This is a genomic window from Streptomyces sp. NPDC058576 (assembly GCF_042718715.1).
GTDB lineage: Bacteria > Actinomycetota > Actinomycetes > Streptomycetales > Streptomycetaceae > Streptomyces.
On record NZ_JBHXPF010000015.1, the window covers coordinates 1 to 23,912 of the forward strand.

The 23,912-nt window shown below is 71.4% G+C and carries 14 protein-coding genes and 1 tRNA gene; 7 read left to right on the forward strand and 8 right to left on the reverse strand.

Annotation, left to right across the window (positions count from 1 at the left end):
• The first annotated feature begins 79 nt into the window (after window positions 1-79).
• The 3 genes from ACFWRV_RS13630 to ACFWRV_RS13640 all read left to right on the forward strand — a co-directional run bounded on the left by ACFWRV_RS13630 (window position 80) and on the right by ACFWRV_RS13640 (window position 6,856).
• Entirely contained in the window at window positions 80-1,930 is a 1,851-nt protein-coding gene (locus ACFWRV_RS13630; RefSeq protein WP_384333079.1) for an ABC transporter ATP-binding protein, read from the forward strand.
• Window positions 1,927-3,810 carry an ABC transporter ATP-binding protein gene (locus ACFWRV_RS13635; RefSeq protein WP_384333082.1) on the forward strand — a complete coding sequence of 628 codons (1,884 nt, stop codon included), beginning with the start codon at window positions 1,927-1,929 and terminating at the stop codon, window positions 3,808-3,810. The genes ACFWRV_RS13630 and ACFWRV_RS13635 overlap by 4 nt, the downstream gene beginning before the upstream one ends.
• Before the next feature lie 265 nt (window positions 3,811-4,075).
• The gene (locus ACFWRV_RS13640; protein ID WP_384333085.1) at window positions 4,076-6,856 is read left to right on the forward strand and encodes a BTAD domain-containing putative transcriptional regulator; all 2,781 of its coding nucleotides are present in this window, start codon (window positions 4,076-4,078) and stop codon (window positions 6,854-6,856) included.
• Here the strand turns inward: ACFWRV_RS13640 and ACFWRV_RS13645 are convergent.
• The 7 genes from ACFWRV_RS13645 to ACFWRV_RS13675 all read right to left on the reverse strand — a co-directional run bounded on the left by ACFWRV_RS13645 (window position 6,821) and on the right by ACFWRV_RS13675 (window position 13,468).
• Window positions 6,821-8,050 (reverse strand): alpha/beta hydrolase, encoded by a 1,230-nt coding sequence (locus ACFWRV_RS13645; RefSeq protein WP_384333088.1) that lies wholly within the window; start codon window positions 8,048-8,050, stop codon window positions 6,821-6,823. The genes ACFWRV_RS13640 and ACFWRV_RS13645 overlap by 36 nt on opposite strands.
• A gap of 140 nt (window positions 8,051-8,190) precedes the next feature.
• Window positions 8,191-9,435: a peptide synthetase gene (locus ACFWRV_RS13650; RefSeq protein WP_384333091.1), complete on the reverse strand. Its 1,245-nt coding sequence runs from the start codon at window positions 9,433-9,435 to the stop codon at window positions 8,191-8,193.
• Window positions 9,436-9,446: 11 nt separating this feature from the next.
• The gene (locus ACFWRV_RS13655; protein WP_384333094.1) at window positions 9,447-10,211 is read right to left on the reverse strand and encodes a DUF3159 domain-containing protein; all 765 of its coding nucleotides are present in this window, start codon (window positions 10,209-10,211) and stop codon (window positions 9,447-9,449) included.
• A gap of 71 nt (window positions 10,212-10,282) precedes the next feature.
• Entirely contained in the window at window positions 10,283-10,936 is a 654-nt protein-coding gene (locus ACFWRV_RS13660) for a GPP34 family phosphoprotein (RefSeq protein WP_384333097.1), read from the reverse strand.
• A 261-nt stretch (window positions 10,937-11,197) separates the two neighbouring features.
• Entirely contained in the window at window positions 11,198-11,938 is a 741-nt protein-coding gene (locus tag ACFWRV_RS13665) for a MerR family transcriptional regulator (RefSeq protein WP_384333100.1), read from the reverse strand.
• A 236-nt stretch (window positions 11,939-12,174) separates the two neighbouring features.
• Window positions 12,175-12,294 (reverse strand) — tRNA-OTHER (locus tag ACFWRV_RS13670).
• 79 nt (window positions 12,295-12,373) lie between these two features.
• Window positions 12,374-13,468, reverse strand: a complete 1,095-nt coding sequence (locus ACFWRV_RS13675; RefSeq protein ID WP_384333103.1) for an FAD-dependent oxidoreductase — start codon at window positions 13,466-13,468, stop codon at window positions 12,374-12,376.
• A 121-nt stretch (window positions 13,469-13,589) separates the two neighbouring features.
• On the opposite strand from ACFWRV_RS13675, the gene ACFWRV_RS13680 reads away from it, so the two are divergent.
• The gene (locus ACFWRV_RS13680; protein ID WP_384333106.1) at window positions 13,590-14,180 is read left to right on the forward strand and encodes a TetR/AcrR family transcriptional regulator; all 591 of its coding nucleotides are present in this window, start codon (window positions 13,590-13,592) and stop codon (window positions 14,178-14,180) included.
• A 384-nt stretch (window positions 14,181-14,564) separates the two neighbouring features.
• Window positions 14,565-16,604, forward strand: coding sequence for a M4 family metallopeptidase (locus ACFWRV_RS13685; protein WP_384333109.1), 2,040 nt, complete (start codon window positions 14,565-14,567; stop codon window positions 16,602-16,604).
• A gap of 195 nt (window positions 16,605-16,799) precedes the next feature.
• Here the strand turns inward: ACFWRV_RS13685 and glgP are convergent, their stop codons facing one another.
• Complete coding sequence (gene glgP / locus ACFWRV_RS13690) at window positions 16,800-19,469, reverse strand: alpha-glucan family phosphorylase (protein ID WP_384333112.1); 2,670 nt, start codon at window positions 19,467-19,469, stop codon at window positions 16,800-16,802.
• A gap of 687 nt (window positions 19,470-20,156) precedes the next feature.
• Between glgP and ACFWRV_RS13695 the strand changes: the two genes are divergently transcribed.
• Together ACFWRV_RS13695 and treS are read left to right on the forward strand one after the other, a co-directional pair.
• A complete protein-coding gene (locus ACFWRV_RS13695) occupies window positions 20,157-22,175 on the forward strand; it encodes an alpha-1,4-glucan--maltose-1-phosphate maltosyltransferase (RefSeq protein ID WP_384333115.1) in 2,019 nt (672 codons plus the stop codon).
• The gene (gene treS / locus ACFWRV_RS13700) at window positions 22,172-23,878 is read left to right on the forward strand and encodes a maltose alpha-D-glucosyltransferase (protein ID WP_384333118.1); all 1,707 of its coding nucleotides are present in this window, start codon (window positions 22,172-22,174) and stop codon (window positions 23,876-23,878) included. Before ACFWRV_RS13695 ends, treS begins: the two co-directional genes overlap by 4 nt.
• The last annotated feature ends 34 nt before the right edge of the window (window positions 23,879-23,912 follow it).

Below are 23,912 nucleotides of genomic sequence, written 5' to 3' on the forward strand. Positions count from 1 at the left end.
GGTCCGGACCGCCGGACGCCCGATTCCCGGCCGAAATTGGCAGGACCGATGTCAGTGGTGAAACGTAGGGTCGGCCCTGATGCCCGAAAAGCCTGCAGAGCCCACGGACCGGTCCGCCGTGCGCTCACTCCTGCGCCTGTGGCCCTATGTCCGACCCGTGCGGGTGCGCCTGTTCACCGCCGCCTTCGTGGCGATCGTGGCGTCCTGTCTGGGGCTGGTGATCCCGCTGGTCCTGAAGTGGATGGTGGACGGCCCGGTCGCCGACCGCGATCCGGGCGGGGTGTGGCTGGGGGCGCTGTATCTGCTGCTGCTCGGCATCGCGGAGGCGCTGCTGTTCGGCTTCCGCCGCTGGCTGGTGGCGCGGCCCCTGGCCGGGGTCGAGGCGTCGATGCGGGCGGATCTGTACCGCCATCTGCAGCGGCTGCCGGTCGCCTTCCACGACCGCTGGGCCTCGGGTCAGCTGCTGTCGCGCGGGACGACGGACCTGATGCTGCTGCGGATGTTCCTGGCGTTCCCGCTGACCTTCCTGATCGTCAACACGGCGACGATCCTCGTCGGGTTCGTCCTCCTGTTCGCCCAGGACTGGGCTCTCGGCCTGGTGCTGCTGGCGCCCGCGGTGCCGCTGATGATCCTGTGCTCCCTGTTCGAGACGAAGTACTCGGTGGTCGCGCGCCGGGCCCAGGACCAGGTCGGCGACCTCACCACGGTCGTCGAGGAGAGCGTGCTGGGCATCCGCATCGTCAAGGGCTTCGGCCGGCACCGCAGCCAGGCGCAGGCGTTCCGCGCGCTGTCGCGCCGGTTGCGCACGACGGAGCTGGGCAAGGCCCGGCTGCTCGCCGGGATCTGGGCGCTGATCACCGCCATCCCGGAGCTGGCGATCGGCGCGGCGCTGGTGCTGGGCACGATCCAGGTGGCCGACGGCACGCTGTCGGCGGGCACGCTGGTGGCGTTCCTGTCCACGGCGCTCGCGCTGCGCTGGCCGGTGGAGTCGATCGGCTTCCTGCTGGCGATGAGCCAGGAGTCGGCGACCGCCACCGACCGGTTCTTCGAGGTGATGGACGTGGCGGAGGAGCCCGGGGCCGTCGCCGTACGGGAGAGCGCGCGGGCCACCGCACCCGGCATGGTCTTCGAAGGCGTCGAGTTCCGCTACCCGGACGCGGATTCCGACGCGCCGCCGGTCCTGGCCGGGATCGATCTGCACATCCGGCCCGGGGAGACGCTGGCCCTCGTCGGGGGTACGGGGTCGGGCAAGACGACGCTCACCGCGCTGGTGCCCCGGCTGCACGAGGTGACCGGCGGGCGGATCACGCTGGACGGCGAGGACATCGCCACGATGGAGCGCTCGCGGCTGCGGGAGCTGGTGTCGGTGGCGTTCGAGGAGCCGACGCTGTTCTCCGCCACGGTCGGCGAGAACGTGACGATGGGCGCGGCGGACGCGGACGAGCAGCAGGTGCGCCGGGCGCTGTCGGTGGCCCAGGCCGACTTCGTGCACGGGCTGCCGCGGGGGCTGGACACCGAGGTCGGCGAGCAGGGCCTGAGCCTGTCCGGCGGCCAGCGCCAGCGCCTGGCACTGGCCCGCGCGGTGGTCGGGGAGCCGCGCTTCCTGGTGCTGGACGACCCGCTCTCCGCGCTGGACGTGCACACGGAGACGCTGGTGGAGGCCGCGCTGCGGCGGGTCCTGGAGCGGACGACGGCGGTGGTCGTGGCGCACCGCCCCTCGACCGTGATGCTGGCGGACCGGGTGGCGCTGCTGTCCGGGGGCCGGATCGCCGCGGTCGGCACCCATCAGGAGCTGCTGCGGGACAACGCGGAGTACGCCTGGCTGATGTCGGGCGCCGGGGACGGTCCCGTACCCGGTCGAAGGCCCCCCGCGGAACCGGTCAGCGCCCCCGTCCAGCAGGTTCCCGCCGAGGAGGGCAGTGCCCGATGACCACGACCACCGACGACTCCTCGCTTCCCGCGGCCGAGGACGACGGCCTGCGGAAGAAGGGCCCGGCCGCTGTCGAACCACGGCTCTCCGACGACCCGTTCGACCAGGACGACCTGCCCGCGCCGCCCGGGGCGACCCTGGCGCTGCTGTTCTCGCTGCTGGCCCCGATGCGCGGCCGGGTCGCGGTGGCGGCGCTGATCCTGGTGGTCCAGCAGGTCGCGATGCAGGCGGGCCCGCTGCTCGTGGCGTACGCGATCGACAGCGGGGTTCCGGCGTTCCGGGACCACGACTACGGCCCGCTGATGGCGGTCGCGGTCGGCTACGCGGTGTGTTCCGTCGGCGCGGGCATCCTTCAGTACGGCTTCATCCGGGCCGCCGCGCGGATCAATCAGGACGTGCTGCTGGAGCTGCGCGGCCGGATCTTCCGGCACGCTCAGGCGCTCAGCGTCGACTTCCACGAGCGCTACACCTCGGGCCGGCTGATCTCGCGCTCCACGACGGACGTGGAGTCGCTGCGGGAGCTGCTGAGCGAGGGACTCCAGGAACTGATCGGCGTGGTCCTCTCGTTCGTGTCGATCGCCCTGGTGCTGCTCTGGCTGGACCTGGGGATCGGCGCGATCGCCACGCTCTCCTTCGTACCGCTGTATCTGATGGTGCGGATGTACCGGCGGCGGGCCTCCGTGGCGTTCATGGCGCGGTCCACGGCGATCGCGTCGGTGATCGTGAAGTTCGCGGAGACGATGAACGGCATCCGCCCGGTCCAGGCGTTCCGCCGGGAGCGGAGCAACGACGCCGCGTTCACCACGCTGAACACCCGCCACGAGCGGGCGAACGGCGACGCGATCCTGGAGATGGCCCGCTATGTCGTCGGCTCCCGGCTGATCGCCAACACGGCGGTGGCCGGCATGGTGCTGTGGGGCGCCTACCGGGTGGCGGACGGAACGCTGGCCCTGGGGGTGCTGGCGGCGGCGGTGCTGTATCTGCGCCGGCTGTACGACCCGATCGACCGGCTGGGGATGTTCCTCAACTCCTACGAGTCGGCGGCCGCTTCCCTGACGAAGATCGCCGGCCTGCTGGCCCAGACGCCGAACGTCCCCGAGACCGACCACCCCACCGAACTGCCGCCGCGCTCGGGCGACCTCCCCGGCCGGGAGGTCGTGTTCGACGGGGTGCGGTTCGCCTACCGTACGGGCGGCGAGGTGCTGCCCGCCTTCGACCTGCGCATCCCGGCGGGCCGGACGGTGGCGGTCGTCGGCTCGACGGGCGCGGGCAAGTCGACGCTGGCGAAACTGCTGGCCCGGTTCTACGACCCGACCGAGGGGCGGGTCCTGCTGGACGGCACGGACCTGCGCGACCTGACCACCGCCGAGCTGCGCCGGGGCGTGGTGATGGTGACGCAGGAGGCGTTCCTGTTCTCGGGGACGGTAGCGGAGAACATCGCGATCGGCCGCCCGGACGCCACCCGCGAGGAGATCGAGCACGCCGCGAAGGCGATCGGCGCGCACGACTTCATCGCGGCCCTGCCGGACGGCTACGACACCGACGTACGCAAGCGGGGCGGCCGGATCTCGGCGGGCCAGCGGCAGTTGGTGGCCTTCGCCCGCGCCCTGCTGGCGAATCCGGCGGTGCTGATCCTGGACGAGGCGACCAGCTCCCTGGACATCCCCGGCGAGCGCGCGGTGCAGCGGGCCATGGACACGGTGCTGCACGGCCGTACGGCGGTGGTGATCGCCCACCGCCTCTCCACGGTGGAGATCGCGGACCGGGTGCTGGTGATGGAGAACGGCCGGATCGTGGAGGACGGGGCGCCCGCCGAACTGATCGGAGGGACGGGGCGGTTCGCGGGGCTGCACCGGACGTGGAAGGACAGTCTGAGCTGAGGGGCGGCGGTCCAGGATCCGTCATCGCCTCCCTGGCCACCGCCCCGCACCGACCAGACCGCACGTGCCCGCACCGAAACGCTATGCTCCGATGGGTTACTTTGGGTGACGGGGGCGTTCGGGGATGGACTTTCGCGTTCTGGGCACGCTCGAGGTCCGGACGGGCCAGGAACGGTTACCGGTACCGGGAGCGCGCCGGCAGCGGATTCTGGCCGCGCTGCTGCTGACGCCGAACTCCGTGGTGCCGCTGTCCAGGCTCGCGGACATGACCTGGGATGACGAGCCGCCCGTGACGGCTGTGAAGCAGTTGCAGAACTCGGTCTCAGCGTTGCGCGAACGGCTGGGCGACACCGCCCAGCGGCTCATCCGTACCGAGAGCACCGGCTACCTGATCCGCGTCGGCGAACAGGACCTCGACTCGCTCCGGTTCGCCGCCGGGGTCGCCGAGAGCCGTCGCTCCGCGGCGGAGGGAAGGCTGGAGCGGGGCGTCCGGGAGATCCGAACGGCACTGGGCCTCTGGCGCGGCACCGCGCTGGAGGGTCTGGGCACCGCGGCACTGGCCAGATCCGCCGCACGGCTGGACGAGCAGCGGCTCGGCGCGCTGGAACTGTCTGTCACCTGGCGGATGGAGCTCGGCGAGCACCACGAGGTCGCCGACGACCTGGCAGGTCCTGGGCACGACCATCCCCTGCGCGAGACCCTGCACATGCGGTGGATGGAGGCGCTGGTCCACTGCGGCCGGCGCGCGGACGCGCTGCAGGTCTTCCATCGCCTCAGAACCCGCCTCGCCGAGGAGCTGGGCGTCGACCCCGGGCCGGACGTGCGGCGCCTGCATGAGCAGATCCTGCGCGGTGAAAGGCCCAGGGCCCGCCCGGACCGTGGTACCCGGGGTGTCCATCGCGTGCCGGTGACGAGGCAGCCGTGGTCCCTCGCCCCGCCCGTGCCCAGGCAACTTCCGCAGACCGTCCGCGACTTCATCGGCCGGACTGATCACCTGGCCGCGCTCGACGCCCTGCTGCCGCCGGCCGGCGGCCGGGCCGTGGTGATCTCCGCACTCGACGGCTCGGGCGGAGTGGGCAAGACGACGCTCGCGGTGCACTGGGCTCACCGCGTCCAGGGCCGGTTCCCGGACGGCACGCTCCACACCAACCTCCGCGGCTACGGTCCCGGCAGGCCCGCGCATCCGGACGAGGTTCTCGACGACTTCCTGGTCGCGCTCGGCGTGCACCCGGCGGCGGTACCCGCGGGCACCGGCGCCCGCTCGGGCCTCTTCCGCACCCTCGCGGCGGGGCGCCGCATACTGATCGTGCTGGACAACGCCCACAGCGCCGAGCAGGTCCGCCCGCTGCTGCCCGGAGCACCCGGCTGCATGGTGGTGGTGACCAGCCGCGACAGCCTGACCGGCCTGGTGGTCACGGAGGCCGCACACCGTCTCACCCTCGACGTGCTCTCCCCGTCCGAGGCGCTGGCCCTCGTCGTCGGCATCATCGGCCCTCACCGGGCCCGAGCGGAACCGGCCGCGGTGGAATCCCTCATCCAGCTGTGTGCGCGCCTGCCTCTTGCGCTGCGGATCGCCGCGGGGCGCGCCGCGGCGTACGAACAGGTCTCCGTCGCCGACATCGTCGCCGAGCTCGCCGAGGAAGACTCCAGACTCGACGCACTGAGCTGGGGCCAGGATCCCTACGCGGCGGTCCGCAACGTACTCGCCTGGTCCTACGAGCAACTGACCATCGGGCAAGCGGACCTGTTCCGGCGTCTGGGCCTGCACCCGGGCCCGGACATCTCGACACCCGCGGCCGCGGCCCTGGCGCACCGGCCACCGGGCGAGACACGGCAACTGCTCAACGCCCTGGCGGACGCACACCTCATCGAACCCGCCGCACACGACCGGTACCGCTTTCATGACCTCCTGCGGGCCTACGCGGAGGAGTTGGCCGGTGAACACGACGCCGAGGACCAGCGCCGCCATGCACTCGACGCCCTGCTCACCTGGTACAGCCACACCGCTCACACCGCCGACCGCCGGCTCTACCCGACCTGCACACGCGTGGTGACCACCGTCGCAGCACCCGACCATCCCCTCCCTGTGGCCGACCGCGACGCTGCCTGGGCCTGGTTCACCGCCGAACGAGCCAACTTGATCGCCGCCCTGCACCACGCCGTGGACCGCACGATGGATGACCACGCCCTGGACCTCGTCGACGCTCTTGGCTTCCTCGTGCTCATGGGCGGCTGGGAGGAACGCGTCGACAGCGCCGCCGCGGGTCTGCGCGCGGCGCGGCGCTCCGGCCGGACCGAGCACGAGGCCAACGCCCTGCTCGCCAGAGGAGAGGCGCTGGCCCACCTGCAGCACCCCGACGCGCAGGCGGACCTCGCTGACGCGTGCCGACTCGCCCAGGACTCCGGCAACGTCCATATCCAGATCGCCGCCCGCGTCGAACTCGGCCAGCTGCTGCGCCGGCAGACCCGTTTCGTCGAAGCGCAGCACCATCTGGACGAAGCCCGCCTGCTCAGCAGAGGATTCGACACCGGCCGGTGGGAAGCGGTGGCGGAAGGCCACCTCGCCGCACTCCATGGCGATCTCGGCAACCACCACCAGGCCATCGACTGCGGCACGCGCAGCGCGACGCTGCGCCGCCGGCTCGGCGACACGGACGGCGAAGCCTGCGCCCTCGCCGCCATCGCCGTGGGCTGGCAGGGCATCGGCGACCACGACACGGCGATCGTCCACTGCCGACGCGCCATCGCACTCGGCCGCGCGTCGCTGGGCAGCCAGGAGGAAACCCTCGCCGGGCCTCTCACCGTCCTCGCCACCTCGCTGCACGCCCTCGGACGCGTGAACGAGGCAGTCGACTGCTGGCAGGAGGCCGCCTCCATCTACACCGACCGAGGGCTGGACGCCGACGCCGCCACCCTGCACCACCACATCCGAACCGCGGACCGACCGCCTGCCCTCCCCGGCTCCCGCAGCGTCCGGACCAGGCGACCTCAGGCCGGCCCGGCCGGGTCGTCAGAGCGTGCAGCGGGCGTTGTCGGAGACGCGTAGGTCGATCAGGTAGTCGGCGACGGCTTTGTCCACGCAGGCGCTGGTCCCGGCGGAGGCGATGGTGTGCTGTTCCCCCTGGACGGTGAGCAGGCTGCCGCCGAGGGTCTCGGCCAGGTTGACGCCGGCTCGGTGCGGGGTGCTCGGGTCGCCGGTGATGGAGATGGTCAGCGTGGTGGGAAGCCCCCCGACCCGGTCGGGGGAGGGATAGGCGGTCTTCGGCTCGACCGGCCAGGATTCGCAGGCGTCCCGTGCCCCCGCGGATCCGGTGCCGGGGTCGACGAACGGCGCTGAGCGGTAGGTCTGCTCGCGCATCCCGACCGCCTGTTCGGGCGTCATCCGCACCTCGTCCATGCAGGTGATGGCGTAGTTGGCCTCACTGAAGTTGCCTCCGCCGCCTTCCGTGCCCTCTCCGCTGAACGCCTGGGAGATCGCCAGGAGCTGCCGGGGGTCGCCCTTCTTGACGTCGGCGATGCCCTGGGTGATCTTCGGCCAGACGGCCTTGTAGTACAGGCCCGCGATCACGGAGTCGATGAGGTTGTTGTAGGTGAACTTCAGCCCTTGGCCGTAGGCCAGCGGCTGGTCGAGCAGCGGGCGGGCGATCCTGTTGAACGTCTCGGTGGCCCGCTCGGGGTCGGTGCCCAGGGGGCACTTCGCGTCGTCGGAGCACGCGGTGGCCATCTCGTCGAAGGAGCGCTGGAAGCCGGCGTACTGCGACAGTCGTCGCTCGCCGCCCAGGTGCGGGTCCACCGCACCGTCCAGGACCATGGCGCGTACGTGTTGCGGGTACTTCTCGGCGTACAGCGCTCCGATGCGGGTGCCGTAGCTCTGGCCGAGGAAGTTCAGCTTCCCGCCGCCCAGGGCGGAGCGCAGGACGTCCAGGTCGCGGACCGTGTCACGGGTGCTCACGGTGCCCAGCGTCTTCTCGCCACCGGAGCCCTCGGCGCACCGGTCGGCCAGTCGCTCGGTGTCCTTCTCCGAGAACGTGCCGGCGGTGAGCACGAATTCGGTTCGCACGTCCCCGGCGAGGCGGTCCTTGTCGTCGAAGCAGTGGATGGACGGCTCCGTGGCTCCTACGCCCCGCGGGTCGAACCCGATGAGGTCGAAGCTCTCGGTCACCGGGCTCTTGGCCAGGGCGACGCCGGTCTGCGCCGCGAAGTTCTGCCCCGTCCCCCCGGGACCGCCCGAGTTGAGCACCAGAGGGCCCCTGGACGCGCCCGGGCGGGCACGCGCAACACCGCGAGCTGCGCCGTCTCCCCCCGGGGGGCGTCGTAGTCCAACGGCACCTTCAGGCGGGCGCAGCGGGAAGGCCGAACTCCGACTGCGCCGCCGGCGGGTCAGGAGGGGGAGCCGGACGTGGCGCACTGCTGGGCGAGCACCGCAGCCATCGCGGGCAGCAGAACGGCTACGGGGTCGTGGGTCAGCTCCGTCATGCGCAGGCGCCCGCCGACGGTGACGACCCCCAGTACGTGCTCTCCGCGCAACTGGGTGGTCTGTGCCGGTCCCCACACGGCTACGGGACCGGAGCGGCCGTTCGCCGACGTCTCCACCGCCCCGAGGTTGGTGATCTGGATGTCGGCCGCCGTGACCGCGGTCATCATCGCCTCGGCCTCCTCGGGGGTGGCCGGCGGTTGCTGGGCCAGCGCTTGCGCCCCCGCCTTCAGCACGGACGGTGTTCGCTGCTGCTCCAGGGCCCGGTGGTGTCGCCGGGCGCGTTCCCAGAAGTCTCCCGCTGCCGCCTTCTCGCTCACGGTGCGGGCACCCGCGAATCGGTTGGCGACGCCGTCGGGCAGGCCGGCGGCGCGCCGGAGGTCGACCGGGCTCAGCACCCTGACCCGGTCGCGGCCTTCGCGATGAAAGACCGTGCAGGCGGCGGCGCACAGCGCGGCGTGCACCGACACGTTCTCGTCGCGGCACCGGTCCACGAGACGGGCGGTCAGTCCGTCCGGCAAGGCCAGGGCGGACACATGCGGTGTCCGGGCCGAGAAGGGCGTCAGCTCGCCGGGCGGGCCCGCGTCGTTCTCCTGGGGCGTGTCCCTCTCGGGCTCGGTGGTGTCGAGCGCGCTCAGGAGATCCTCCTGGCAGGGCGGTACGCCGTGCGAGGAGGTCTCCTCGTCGCTGCCGTCGCCACCGTCGAGAGCGGTGACCAGATCCGTCAGCACCCTCACGGCCCCGGTGCCGTCGGTGATCTGGTGGGCGAACGTCACGACGATGACACTGCCGGTCTCCCCGGGAACGCGTACGGCCCTCGCCAACGGACCCGGCTCCGGTGCGACGGGCCGGGTCTGCTCATCGGCGACGATGGCCTGCCAGGGCGTCCCCGCGGCGGCCGACTCGACGGGGATCCGCCCGTCGGTCCAGCGGTAGCGGGCCGTGGGGGCTCGGCGATCGACCGAGACGCGGAGCAGCGGGTGCCGCTCCTGGACCCGCCCCAGCGCTCGCACCAGGGCCGGTTCCGAGATCTCCCGGTCGAACTCCGCGACCAGGGAGAATTGGACGGGGTTGCGATGCATGTAGAGGTCGATGGTCCGTTCGAAAGCCCCGAGCTCGCGCACGACGTCCTCCGCGTGGCTGGTCGGCATTCCGCGCTCCTTCATCCGTTGGTGTTCCGGCGCGGCGACGGCTGGAGCCCGGCGCTGTGCTGGGGTGGCAGCCCGGCCCCCTGCCGCGCAACGGCCTCGGTCGGCTGCTTCCGCGTCACCAGGCACGCGGATGTGCGACGGAAGGCCCAGGCGATGACCAGTGCCGCCACCACGGTCAGCGGGGTACCCATGGCGATCTTGGCGAACGCCAACCAGCCGGTGGAGTCGTGGACGTAGAGCCACTGCTTCACCACGAAGCGGGCGCCGAGGACGAGCGCGGCGGCGAGGGTGGCCACGTCATGCGCGCGCAGCACCTTCCGGTCCTCACGCCAGGCGTACGTGCCGCCGTTCAGGAGGTTCCACACCACGCCGCTCAGGGGCCGACGCATCAGGACGGACCCGAACGTGACGACGAAGCCGGCGAAGGCCACCCAGATGCCCAGGAGGAAGAAGTCCTTGGCGGAGCCGGTCAGCGCCACGATGCCCGCCGCCACCAGCACGCCGGCCAGGCTGCTGGAGGCCGAGAGGAAACGCTCACCCCGCACCATCCGGACGATGGCGAACAGTACGCCGGTGGCGATGGCCGCGATCACGGCCACCTTGGTGGGTTGCAGTGCCAGCGCGATCACGAACACCACGACCGGGACCGTCGAGTAGACGAACCCGGCCGTGCCGCCCATGGACTCCACCAGGGTCGGTCGCGGGGTGGCAGGCGGTGAGGTTCCCGGATGCTGACTGCCGTTGGGGACGGGGGTGCGCTCCGCGTGATGGCGCATCGGCCACTCCTTGTCACGTGCCGGCGAGGTGGAACGCCGGAGGGGGTTGCGGTCATGGGCGGATGACGGGTTCAGGCGCTCCATCCGCCTCCGACCGCCCGGCTGGAGAGGTAGGAGTCGCGCAGCGCCTTCCGCAGTCCGGGAACGAAGCCGTCGTACCGGGCCGCGTGCGCCTTCAGGTCTCCCTTGTGGGCTCGGCGCTCCTGGCCGCTCCACACCGGCGACAACTCCAGCTCCACCGCGAAGACCGCCATCGCCAGCTCGTCCGTGAGAGTCCCGGCCGGGCCGGTGCCGTCGAGCACGGTGGCCCGAACCCGCTCCTGCAGGTCCCGCACCGCGTCCGGGTCGACGACCGTGACCTTGTCCACGGGGATGACCCCGAGCTTCTTCGCTCGGCTCAGGGTGATCTCGCCGGAGCTGAGCAGCTGGTCGCGGACGGGGGTCTCGGCCTTGTGCGCCTTGTCGTGCACGAACGTGAGCCAACCGCGGGGCTTGTCGGCGGGCAGATCGTGCCAGACCGCGCCGGTGAACGGATCTTCCGGCGGGGTGCCGGGCAGTCGCCGGACCTTCCCACCGGACGCGTCGAGCAGCCCGTCGCGGGCGAGCGCGGTCAGCGCGCCGGCGCGGAGCAGTTGGCCCCGCCCCTGAATGTCGTCCAGCGGGAACTTGCTCTTCGGTACGGAATAGCAAAGAAGGTACAGCTTCTGGGCAAGCGTCACGGGCACGGATTCTCCCTGGGGGTGTGCGGTAAAGACGGCAGCCGAAAAGGCGCCATATTCTCGTGGCCGTGACGCGCAAGAGGAAAAGCCCGTCACCGCCTCATTCATCAGTGGAATGAATGTCCCCGCTTCGTTCGGCCGTCATCGGTGATGGCACTTGTACCTCGTGCTCGCGCGGTGAAACTGGTGACGTTACGGCACAGTTGGAGGCACGGTGAGAAACGGGCGAAGAAACCCCGGGAGATCGAAACGCGGTCGGGACGAGCGTTACTTCGGGAGGCCTCGATCAGCCAAGAGCCTGCCCACCCGACGCATCACGTCGACCTGGGCAGGGTTGTAGAGGTCGCCGATGGCCTTTTCCATGGTGCGAGCGGTGAACTGCCGCCCATGCGGGGCGTCCGAGGTGAGGTCGCCGAGGCCGGCATGCCGGACCCGCAACGCGCGGACGTAGGGCACGAGGCGCTCGGCGAGACTCTGGCGAGTCGGCTCGTCCGCGTCGGCAGGCAGGTCGTCCAGCTCGGTGGCCACCGGGTCCGGCTTCTGCTGGAGCAGGTCCGTGTAGCCCTCCAGCGCCCTGGGACCCAGGACCGTGTCGATGACGCTGACGAAGGAGCGGTCGGGCTCCGGCAGTTCGGCAACGTCGTCCACCGGGGCGAAGCGGAGAGGGAGATCGCTCGGGGCGGTCCGGCGCAGCAGGGCGCCGACTTCCGTGCGCGCCTGCCGCAGGCGCTCGATGGTGGCGGCCAGCTCATCGTCCAGAGCTCGCAGCTCGGCGAGGTCGGCACGAGAATCGGCGTCGGAGCGCATGTCGCTTATCTGAGCAAGCGAGAAACCCAGAGCAGAGAGCCGTTTGATCCGTAGCAGGTGGACGAGGTGGCTGACGCTGTACTGCTTGTAGCCGTTGGAGTGGCGCTCCGGCTCGTCGAGCAGCCCGATGTCGTGGTAGTGGCGCACGGCCCGAAGGCTGATGCCGGCCAGCTCCGCGATTTCTCGCGTGCTCCATGCCATGTCGTTCTCTCTTCGGTTGTTCTCACTTCGGAGGGTCGTCATCGGCGTACGCGCCGCGGGGCCATTGAAGACCATGACGCAACGGCACACTGCCGCTGGGGAGCCCTCGGAGCTCATGGCCCGGGGCGGCAGGTACCCGGGCGGTGGACAGCCGCGTGTGTCAGGCCGCTGGGACTCGCGGCCGAGGGGGCTTCACGTGGCGCGACGGGCCTGCCCGCTCCGCGCGGTGGCGGGTGCGATGCCGACGGGATTCGAACCCGCGGACGAGACGGGACAGGTCCGCCCCTGCCTCATCGAGTCGCCGCGGGGAGGACCTTCCCCGCGGCGATCGCCTTGGACCGCTCGGCCACGGCACCGCACCCTGCGGGACCACGTGCTCCCGGTCCGCCGATCGTAGGGGCGCTCCCTCCCGACGGGCGACCGGATTCGCCGCCCTCACCCCGGCAGCAGCCGTACCGCCCCGTCGCGCAGCCGGGTGCGCTCGGTGCTCATGAAGCGGTGCAGGGTCCGGGAGGCGAAGGCGGTCCGCTGGGCGCCGCGGCGGCGTTCGCGGTCGTAGGCGCGCAGGGCTCCGGCGATACCGGCCGGGCCCGGGGGTGCGGCGACGATGGCGCGGGTCAGGGCGTCCGCGTCCAGGATCGCGGTGCAGGCGCCCTGGCCCAGGTTGGGCGTCATGGCGTGGGCCGCGTCGCCGACCAGGGCCACGGGTGCCGCCGGGGAGGCGGGCCCGGCGCCGGAGGAGGCGGGGCGGGCGTCCACCGATACGAAGGTGGGCAGCGCCGGGTACAGGTGGCGCATGTCGTAGCGGATCCAGGTGGCCGGGTCGGTGGCGCCCAGGATGCGCGGGATCGGGTCGTGCCAGTCGGCGAAGAAGCCGCGCAACTCCTCGGCGGTGGTGGCCTCGGGCACGGTGGCGTACCAGTTGGTGCGGCCCGGTTCGACCGGGGTCATGCCGAAGAAGCGGCCGCTCCCCCAGGTCTCCCCGTGCACCGGGCTCTCGAAGTCGGCGATGCCGATCCAGGCGACGGTGCCGACCTCGCGCGGGCCGCTGCGGTCGCCGAGGCGGGCGGTGCGGACGGCGCTGCGGATGCCGTCGGCGCCGATCACCAGGTCCGCTCCGGCGGTGAGGGCGTCCACATCGGCGACCCGCTCGCCGAGCTTGATCGGCACGTCCCCGAAGGCGTCCAGGCCCGCGAGCAGGGCGTCGAGCAAGTACGGGCGGGAGATGAGGAGTTCGGGGCGGCCCGCCTTGCGTTCGATGCGCTCCAGCGGGAGCCGGGCGATCGACGTCCCGTCCGGGGTGCGGATGTGCGCGTCGCGGTACGGCACGGCGTGCTCGCGCAGCGCGTCGCCGACGCCGAGGCGGTCGAGCGCGGACTGTGCGGTGGGGTGGATGCCGAAGGCCGCACCGTACCGCTCCAGTTCGGTGCGGCGCTCCAGCACCGTCACGCTCCAGCCCGCGCGGCGGAGGCCGATCGCGGTCGCCAGACCGCCGATGCCCGCGCCGACCACGGTCGCCGTTCCTGCCATGTCGCGCTCCCGAGCTCGTTCGGACGATGAAAGGGACTACCACACCTGTGGTACCACGGCTGGGGTAGTATCGGCAAGGGCAGACCCAGCGCGGCAGCGGCACGGGAGCGAGGGAGCACAGGTGAATCCGGACCGGCGGGACCGGCTGCGGGACGCGGCCGTCGAGGTGCTGGCCCGGGACGGCGGGCGCGGGCTGACGCACCGGGCCGTGGATCAGGCCGCCGAGGTGCCGCCGGGCACCACCAAGAACTACTTCCCGACCCGCGACGCCGTGCTCCGCGCGGTGGCGGAGCGCTGCCTGGAGCAGTACCTCGCGCTCACCGGACGACTGGCGGCCGGTCCGGGGCCGGCGGACCGCAAGGGCCTGGTGGCGCTCTTCCGCTCGCTCCTGGAGAACGTCGCCGGGCCGGGCCGCCCCCGGCTGCTGGCGGTGCTGGAGCTCCAGGCCGAGGCGACCCGGCGGCCCTGGCTCTCCGGCATCCTCGACCCGATGGCGAGCGGGGACTTCGCGGGCTTCGAGCTGGCCCAGCGCGCCGCCGGACTGCCCGTCACCCCGCAGCGGGCGGCCGTCGTCACCCTCGCCCTGCACGCGGCGATCCCGCATCTGCTGACGAACGGGCCCGGAACACTCGCGGCGGCGGGACTGGAGGACCCGGACCGCTTCGTGCGCGATCTCCTGGACGCGGTGTACCCGACGGACGCGAGCGCCTGAGCACCTCCACCACCGCGCTCACCATCCTGACGGACCGGCACATTCCGCCGTGCGGATCTGGCCAGAACCCGACGCCGTCTCATCTGGCGGTCACCACACCCCTTCCCGCTCGCGACGATGCGGTGACCCTCCCGCACGAAACCTGTGACCACCCTGTGAATACCGGGCTCCCGAACGCCCGGTAACACTGCGGCAATGATCGGCGAAACGTCCGCTTAACGAACATGACCTTTCCGGCAACGAACGAAAACCGGCCAAGTTGTTGACGCGCTCCTGACAGACACGGGCATCTGCTGACACTCTTCACCCCGTTCTGCGCACCGCCTGCACCGTCCGGACGGCCCGTCCAGCGCCGCCGGTACCCCCCTCGCAGAAGGAGTCCGCGTGAGATCCACGCCCAGCCGTCGCGCCACCGCGACCGGCGCTCTGATAGCCGCAGCAGCAATGATCGCCGTCGCCGTTCCGTCCGGCGCCGCGACCGCCACCTCCGCCCCCGCCTCGGCCCCGCTCGGCGGCATCACCGCCGGCACGAAGGCCGACCCGGACGCGCTGCCCGCCAAGCTCTCCCCCGCCCAGCGCGCGGAGCTGCTCAGCGAGGCCAACGCCACCAAGGCGGCCACGGCCAAGGAGCTCGGTCTCGGGTCCACCGAGAAGCTCGTGGTCCGCGATGTCGTCCAGGACCGCGACGGCACGACGCACACCCGCTACGAGCGCACCCTGGACGGGCTCCCCGTCCTCGGCGGCGACCTCGTGGTCAAGGAGTCCGCGGCCGGGAGGACCGAGGGCGTCAGCAAGGCGTCGAAGGCGACCAGCGCGCAGCTGAAGTCCGTCGGCCTCACCGCCGACGTGGCCCCGGCCGCCGCCGAGAAGCAGGCACTCGGCGCGGCCAAGGCCGAGGGGTCGAAGGCCAAGGAGGCGGAGAAGGCCCCGCGCAAGGTGGTCTGGGTGGGCGGCGGCTCCCCGCAGCTCGCGTACGAGACCGTGGTCGGCGGACTCCAGCACGACGGCACCCCGAACGAGCTGCACGTGCTCACCGACGCCACCTCGGGCGAGAAGCTCTACGAGTGGCAGGCCGTCCACAACGGGACCGGCAACACCCAGTACAGCGGCCAGGTGACGCTGGGCACCGCACCCTCGTACACGCTGACCGACACCACGCGCGGCAACCACAAGACCAACAACCTCAACCGGGGCACCTCCGGCACGGGGACCCTCTTCTCCGGCGCGGACGACGTCTGGGGCGACGGCACTCCGGGCAACGCCGAGACGGCCGGCGCCGACGCCCACTACGGCGCCGCGCTCACCTGGGACTACTTCAAGAACGTGCACGGCCGCAGCGGTATCCGCGGTGACGGCGTCGGCGCGTACTCCCGCGTCCACTACGGCAACAACTACGTCAACGCCTTCTGGCAGGACAGCTGCTTCTGCATGACGTACGGGGACGGCGCGGGCAACGCAAAGCCGCTGACCTCCATCGACGTGGCCGCCCACGAGATGACGCACGGCATCACGTCGAACACCGCGGGCCTCGTCTACAGCGGTGAGTCCGGCGGCCTCAACGAGGCGACGTCCGACATCTTCGCCGCCGCCGTCGAGTTCCACGCGAACAACTCCCAGGACCAGGGCGACTACCTGGTCGGCGAGAAGATCGACATCCGCGGCAACGGCACCCCGCTGCGCTACATGGACAAGCCCAGCAAGGACGGCAGTTCCAAGGACTACTGGTACTCGGGCATCGGCGGTGTCGACGTCCACTACTCCTCGGGCCCGGCCAACCACTGGTACTACCTGCTCTCCGAGGGCAGCGGCACCAAGACGATCAACGGTGTCACCTACGACTCCCCGACCTCGGACGGACTGCCTGTCACCGGCATCGGCCGGGACAAGGCGTCGCTGATCTGGTTCAAGGCGCTCACCACCAAGTTCACCTCGACGACCAACTACGCCGCCGCCCGCACCGGCACGCTCGCGGTCGCCAGTGAGCTGTACGGCGCCACCAGCCCCGAGTACACGGCCGTGGCCAACGCCTGGGCCGGCATCAACGTGGGCGCCCGCCCCGGCGGCGGCGACCCGGGCGGCAAGGTGTTCGAGAACACCACCGCCGTGAACATCCCGGACGCCGGTGCGGCCGTCACCAGCTCGGTCACCGTCTCCGGTGTCACCGGCAACGCCCCGAGCGCCCTCAAGGTGGACGTGAACATCTCGCACACCTGGCGCGGTGACCTGGTGGTCGACCTGGTGGCGCCGGACGGCACCGCCTACCGGCTGAAGAACTCCTCCTCCGGCGACTCCGCGGACAACGTGGTGGCGACCTACACGGTCAACGCCTCGTCCGAGGTGGCCAACGGAGTCTGGAAGCTGAAGGTCCAGGATGTGGCGCGCCAGGACACCGGCCGCATCAACAGCGTCAAGCTCACCTTCTGACCCCACGGGATCACCGCACCACCACATGTGCGAACGGCCCGGGAGGGGTTCTGCTCCTCTCCCGGGCCGTTCGCACATGACACGCGCTGCCGGCGCCGGTCGCTCAGGCGGGGTTGTTCGCGTGGGTCAGGGTCGCCCACAGGGGCCCGGCACCGGTTGCGGTGCCGGGCCCCTCGGGTCCGTCAGGGCGCGCGCTCAGCGCATCAGCACGCCCGCGCCCTCCCCCGTCGCCTCGGTCGGCAGGGCGACCAGGCCCAGTTCGGCGCTGGTGGCCAGCAGCGCGTGCGCGGGCAGGACACGCACGGTGTAGCCGTACGGTCCCGTCCGGTCCAGGGCGAGCGGGCCCTCGTACAGCCAGCGGTCCTCCAGGTCCTGGCCGCCCGCCGGCTTCAGCGGGAAGACCTGGGCGTCCGCGATGGTGTCGCCGGAGTCGACCCGGCCGGCCACCACCTGGACCTCCACATCGTCCGGGTCCAGACCGCCGAGCGCGATCCGCACGCGCAGCGCCAGGGTGGCCCCGAGCTCCGCCGAGCCGCCCGCCGCGGTGTCGGTCACCGACTCCACGTGGTCGACGGAGACCCCTCGCCAGGCCGCCCGGACCCTGGTCTTCCACTCGGCGAGGTCCCGCGCGACCTCGGGCTCCAGCGCCCGCCGGGACTGTGCGGCGGGGGCGTACAGCCGCTCCACGTACTCGCGCACCATCCGCCCGGCGAGCACCTTCGGCCCCAGGGAGACCAGGGTCGAGCGGACCATCTCGATCCAGCGGTCGGGCAGACCCCCGGCCCCCCGGTCGTAGAAGCGCGGGGCGACCCGGTCCTCGATCAGGGCGTAGAGGGCGTTCGACTCCAGCTCGTCGCGGCGGTCCTCGTCGATGGCCGAACCGTCGGCGGTGGGGATCTCCCAGCCGAAGTCCGGGTCGAACCACTCGTCCCACCAGCCGTCGCGCACGGAGAGGTTGAGGCAGCCGTTCAGCGCCGCCTTCATCCCGCTCGTGCCGCAGGCCTCCAGCGGGCGCAGCGGGTTGTTGAGCCAGACGTCGCAGCCCGGGTAGAGCTTCTGCGCCATGCCCATGCCGTAGTCCGGGAGGAAGACGATGCGGTGGCGCACGCGCGGGTCGTCCGCGAACCGCACCAGCTCCTGGACCAGCCGCTTCCCGCCGTCGTCGGCCGGGTGGGCCTTCCCCGCGACGACGATCTGGATCGGGTGCGTGGGGTGCAGCAGCAGCGCCCGCAGCCGGTCGCGGTCGCGCAGCATCAGCGTGAGCCGCTTGTACGAGGGCACGCGGCGGGCGAAGCCGATGGTCAGGACGTCCGGGTCGAGGACGCCGTCGATCCAGCCCAGCTCGGCGGTGCCCGCGCCGCGCCTGCGCCAGGAGGCGTAGAGGCGGCGGCGGACCTCGGTGACGAGCTGGCCGCGCAGGTCCCGGCGCAGGTCCCAGATCTCCTGGTCGCCGATGCCGGTCACCGCCTCCCAGCGGCGGGGCGTGCCGGTCTGCGCGGAGGCGTCGTCGGCCACCGGGCCGCCCGCCAGCACCTGGTGGGCGCGGCCTTCGCCGACCTGGCCCGCGCCGAGCCGGAACACCTCGGGGGCGACCCAGGTAGGCGCGTGCACCCCGTTGGTGACGGAGGTGATCGGCACCTCGGCGGGGTCGAAGCCCGGCCAGAGCCCGGAGAACATCTCCCGGCTGACCGCCCCGTGCAGGGTGGAGACGCCGTTGGCGCGCTGGGCGAGCCTGAGGCCCATCACCGCCATGTTGAACAGCTCGGGCTCGCCGCCGGGGTAGGTCTCGGTGCCGAGCCTGAGGACCTTCTCGACGGGTACGCCGGACAGTTCGCCGTCGTCGCCGAAGTGGCGGGCGACGAGCCCCCGGTCGAAACGGTCTATGCCGGCGGGGACCGGGGTGTGGGTGGTGAAGACGGTCCCGGCCCGGACCACTTCGAGCGCGGCCTCGAAATCGAGCCCGTCGCATGCCAGTTCGCGGATGCGCTCCAGCCCGAGGAAGCCGGCGTGGCCCTCGTTGGTGTGGAAGACCTCCGGCTCCGGGGTGCCGGTGAGCCGGCACCAGGTGCGCACGGCGCGCACCCCGCCGATGCCGAGGAGCATCTCCTGGAGGAGGCGGTGGTCGCTGCCGCCGCCGTAGAGCCGGTCGGTGACGTCGCGTTCGCCGGGCGCGTTCTCCTCGACGTCGGAGTCGAGGAGGAGCAGCGGGACGCGGCCGACCCGGGCCAGCCAGACGCACGCGTGCAGCGAACGTCCGCCGGGCAGGGCGAGGACGACCCGCGCGGGGGTGCCGTCGGCCTCGCGGACCAGGTCGAGCGGGAGTTCGTTGGGGTCGAGGACGGGATAGTGCTCCTGCTGCCAGCCCTCGCGCGAGAGGGTCTGGCGGAAGTAGCCGTGGCGGTAGAGCAGGCCGACGCCGATGAGCGGGACGCCCAGGTCGCTGGCGGCCTTGAGGTGGTCGCCGGCCAGGATGCCGAGGCCGCCGCTGTACTGCGGCAGGGCGGCGGTGACACCGAATTCGGGTGAGAAGTAGGCGATGGCGGTCGGGAGTTCGGCTCCGGCGGCCCGCTGTTCCTGATACCAGCGCGGGCCCTCCAGATACTCCGCCAGGTCGGCGGAGGCCGCGGCGAGGCGGCCGAGGTACTCCTCGTCCCCGGCCAGTTCGGTCAGCCGCCCGGCGGACAGCGATCCGAGCAGGCGTACGGGGTCGGCGTCCGCGGGCCGCCAGCCTTCGGGGTCGGCGGACCGGAAGAGCTCGCGGGTCTCGGTGTGCCACGACCAGCGCAGGTTGCGCGCGAGGTCGTGGAGGGGTCGGAGGGGTTCGGGGAGGACAGGACGCACGGTGAATCGACGAATGGCCTTCACGTACTCCACCTTTACAGGGGACTTGCGCATCCGAGCGGACGCACGACGGTGTGCGTCCCTTCCGTCACCCCTGACGGTAGCGGCCGTCCGTGGCGGGCTGCCACGGCGCGCGGACGGCGCGCCGGGTCCGGGACCGGCCGTCGCGCGCCTCCCCACAGCCGCCCCACACGCCCCGCCCGTGATCTCCCATCACTTCTCCCACCTGGCGGTTTGGCCGATTTCCCTCCCGTACGCGGCCTTGTGGACCTCCCTGCCACAGGGAAGGCTGCCGTGTGGCGCCGCAGAACGGGTATCCGGAACCCGTGGGGGGCGCTTCGGGTCCCCTGCGTCCAGCGGGGCGTGCGCGCCGCGTGCGACGGGGCCCGAGCGGCCCGTTACGACCGAGTAGTTAACACGGCGCCGGATTTCCCACCCTCCGACGCGGGGAAGGCTTCCCCGGTACACCGCACGACCCCGGCCCGCACTCGTTCTCCGTGCATCCAGAAACATGCGCGAAACCCCCGCGACCCACCCATTCGAGTGCCATTCGAGTGAACGCGGACAGGAGCGGCCATGCCCACAGCCCGTCAGCAGACAGCTGAGCAGCTACAAAGGACAGATCCCCGTCTTCGCGGCACACGCGGTCGGTCCTCCGCGCCCGTGCCGTCACCCGTGCACGCCGAGTTCCTCCAGCCCTCAGGTGATTCCATGATCGGTCGTATTCCCGTCCTGGACGTCCGTCCTCTCGTCGACTGCGGCAGACGGGCGGCGAAGGCCGTCGTCGGTGAGACCTTCCAGGTCACCGCCACCGTCTTCCGCGAAGGCCATGACGCGGTGGCCGCCAATGTCGTGCTGCGCGATCCGAGCGGACGGGTCGGACCGTGGACCCCGATGCGCGAGCTGGCGCAGGGCACGGACCGGTGGGGGGCCGAGATCACGCCGTCGTCCGAGGGCCGCTGGACGTACACGGTGGAGGCCTGGAGCGATCCGGTCGCCACCTGGCGGCACCACGCCGCGATCAAGATCCCGGCGGGCATCGACACGGACCTGGTGCTGGCGGAGGGTGCGGCGCTGCTGGAGCGGGCTGCCGCGGGCGTGCCGAAGAAGCACGGCCGTGAGGCGGTGCTCGCCGCGGTGGACGCGCTGCGCGACACCGCCCACCCGGCGGCCGCCCGGCTGGCGGCGTCGCTGACCCCGGCCGCCGACGCGGTGCTGGCCCGCTATCCGCTGCGCGAACTGGTCACCCGCGCCAAGCCGCTGGCGGTCCGGGTGGAGCGCGAGCGCGCGCTGTTCGGGTCCTGGTACGAGCTGTTCCCGCGCTCCGAGGGGGCGCGGGAGGTGCCGGTGGACCCGGCCGACACCTCGCCGGACGCGCCGACCCGGCTGGTCAGCGGAACGTTCCGGACGGCCGCCGAGCGGCTGCCCGCGGTCGCCGCCATGGGGTTCGATGTCGTGTACCTGCCCCCGATCCATCCGATCGGGACCACCCACCGCAAGGGACCGAACAACACCCTGACGCCCGGGGAGCACGATCCGGGCGTGCCGTGGGCGATCGGTTCGCCGGACGGCGGGCACGACGCGGTCCACCCGGAGCTGGGCACGCTGGAGGACTTCGACCACTTCGTGTCGGTGGCCCGCAATCTGCGGATGGAGATCGCGCTGGACTTCGCGCTCCAGTGCTCGCCGGACCACCCGTGGGTCAAGGAGCACCCGGACTGGTTCCACCACCGCGCCGACGGTTCGATCGCGTACGCCGAGAACCCGCCGAAGAAGTACCAGGACATCTATCCGATCGCCTTCGACAAGGACATGCGCGGTCTGGTGGCGGAGACCGTACGCATTCTGCGCTTCTGGATGGACCACGGGGTGCGTATCTTCCGGGTCGACAACCCGCACACCAAGCCGGTGGTGTTCTGGGAGAAGGTCATCGCCGAGATCAACGGCACCGACCCCGACGTCATCTTCCTGGCGGAGGCGTTCACCCGCCCGGCGATGATGCACACGCTCGGCGCGATCGGCTTCCAGCAGTCGTACACGTACTTCACCTGGCGCGACACCAAGCACGAACTGACGGAGTACGTCACGGAGCTGGCCGGCGAGGCCGCCTCGTACATGCGGCCCAACTTCTTCGTGAACACCCCCGACATCCTTCCCGGCTACCTCCAGGAAGGCGGCCGCCCGGCCTTCGAGGCACGGGCGGTGCTGGCCGCGACGCTGGCCCCCTCCTGGGGCGTGTACGCGGGATTCGAGCTGTGCGAGAACACCCCGGCCAAGCCGGGGAGCGAGGAGTACCTGCACTCGGAGAAGTACGAACTGCGCCCGCGGGAATGGGAGTCGGCGGAACGCGAGGGCCGCACGCTCACCCCCCTGATCACCTCGCTGAACCGGATCCGCCGGCGTAACCCCGCGCTGCGGCAGCTGCGCGACGTCCACTTCCACCACACCGACAACGAAGCGCTGATCGCCTACAGCAAGCGTTCCGGACCGAACACCGTTCTGGTGGTCGTGAACCTCGACCCGCACCACACCCAGGAGGCCACGGTCTCGTTGGACATGGAGCGGCTCGGCCTTCCCTGGCACGAGCGCGTACCGGTGCGCGACGAGCTCACCGGCGACACCTACCACTGGGGCAGGGCCTTCTATGTGCGTCTGGAGCCGGGCATCACGCCCGCGCACATCGCCGTCCTGCGACCGTCCCCGCCGACCGGAGGGTCACCCACACCATGATCGTCAATGAGCCTGTCCACGACACGTTCGAGGACACCCCCGCCAAGGACCGCGATCCCGACTGGTTCAAGCGAGCCGTCTTCTACGAGGTGCTCGTCCGGTCCTTCCAGGACTCCAACGGCGACGGAATCGGCGACCTCAAGGGCATCACCGCCAAGCTGGACTACCTCCAGTGGCTCGGTGTCGACTGCCTCTGGCTGCCGCCGTTCTTCAAGTCGCCGCTGCGCGACGGGGGCTACGACGTCTCCGACTACACCGCCGTGCTGCCGGAGTTCGGCGATCTCGCCGACTTCGTGGAGTTCGTGGACGCCTCGCACCAGCGGGGCATGCGCGTCATCATCGACTTCGTCATGAACCACACGAGCGACCAGCACGAGTGGTTCCAGCAGTCCCGCACCGACCCGGACGGGCCGTACGGCGACTACTACGTCTGGGCGGACGACGACAAGCAGTTCCAGGACGCCCGGATCATCTTCGTCGACACCGAGACGTCCAACTGGACCTTCGACCCGGTGCGCAAGCAGTACTACTGGCACCGCTTCTTCTCGCACCAGCCCGACCTCAACTACGAGAACCCGGCGGTGCAGGAGGAGATCCTGGCGGCTCTGCGGTTCTGGCTGGACCTGGGCATCGACGGCTTCCGGGTCGACGCGGTGCCCTACCTCTACCAGCGCGAGGGCACCAACTGCGAGAACCTCCCCGAGACCCACCACTTCCTGAAGCGGGTCCGCAAGGAGATCGACGCCAACTACCCGGACACCGTGCTCCTCGCCGAGGCCAACCAGTGGCCGGAGGACGTCGTCGACTACTTCGGCGACTACGAGCAGGGCGGCGACGAATGCCACATGGCGTTCCACTTCCCCGTGATGCCGCGGATCTTCATGGCGGTGCGCCGCGAGAGCCGCTACCCGGTCTCGGAAATCCTGGCGAAGACCCCGGAGATCCCGAAGAACTGCCAGTGGGGCATCTTCCTGCGCAACCACGACGAGCTGACCCTCGAAATGGTCACGGACGAAGAACGCGACTACATGTACGCGGAGTACGCCAAGGACCCGCGGATGCGCGCCAACATCGGCATCCGCAGGCGGCTCGCCCCGCTGCTGGACAACGACCGCAACCAGATCGAGCTGTTCACCGCCCTGCTGCTGTCACTGCCCGGCTCCCCGATCCTCTACTACGGGGACGAGATCGGGATGGGCGACAACATCTGGCTGGGCGACCGGGACGCGGTGCGCACCCCGATGCAGTGGACGCCCGACCGCAACGCCGGGTTCTCCTCCAGTGATCCGGGGCGGCTCTACCTCCCCACGATCATGGACCCGGTCTACGGCTACCAGGTCACCAACGTCGAGGCGTCGATGGCCTCGCCGTCCTCGCTGCTGCACTGGACCCGCCGGATGATCGAGATCCGGAAGCAGAATCCGGCCTTCGGTCTCGGCGAGTACACCGAACTCCCGTCCTCCAACCCGGCGGTGCTGGCGTTCACCCGCGAGTACGGGGACGACCTCGTCCTGTGCGTGCACAACTTCTCGCGGTTCGCCCAGCCGACGGAGTTGGACCTGCGATCGTTCAACGGACGTCATCCGGTGGAATTGATCGGCGGGGTACGCTTCCCGGCCATCGGCCAGTGGCCCTACCTGCTGACCCTTGCGGGACACGGCTTCTACTGGTTCCGGCTGCGCAAGGACGCGCCGCCGGCCTGAGGCGCCACCACTCCGTGCGGGACGGTTTCCTCCG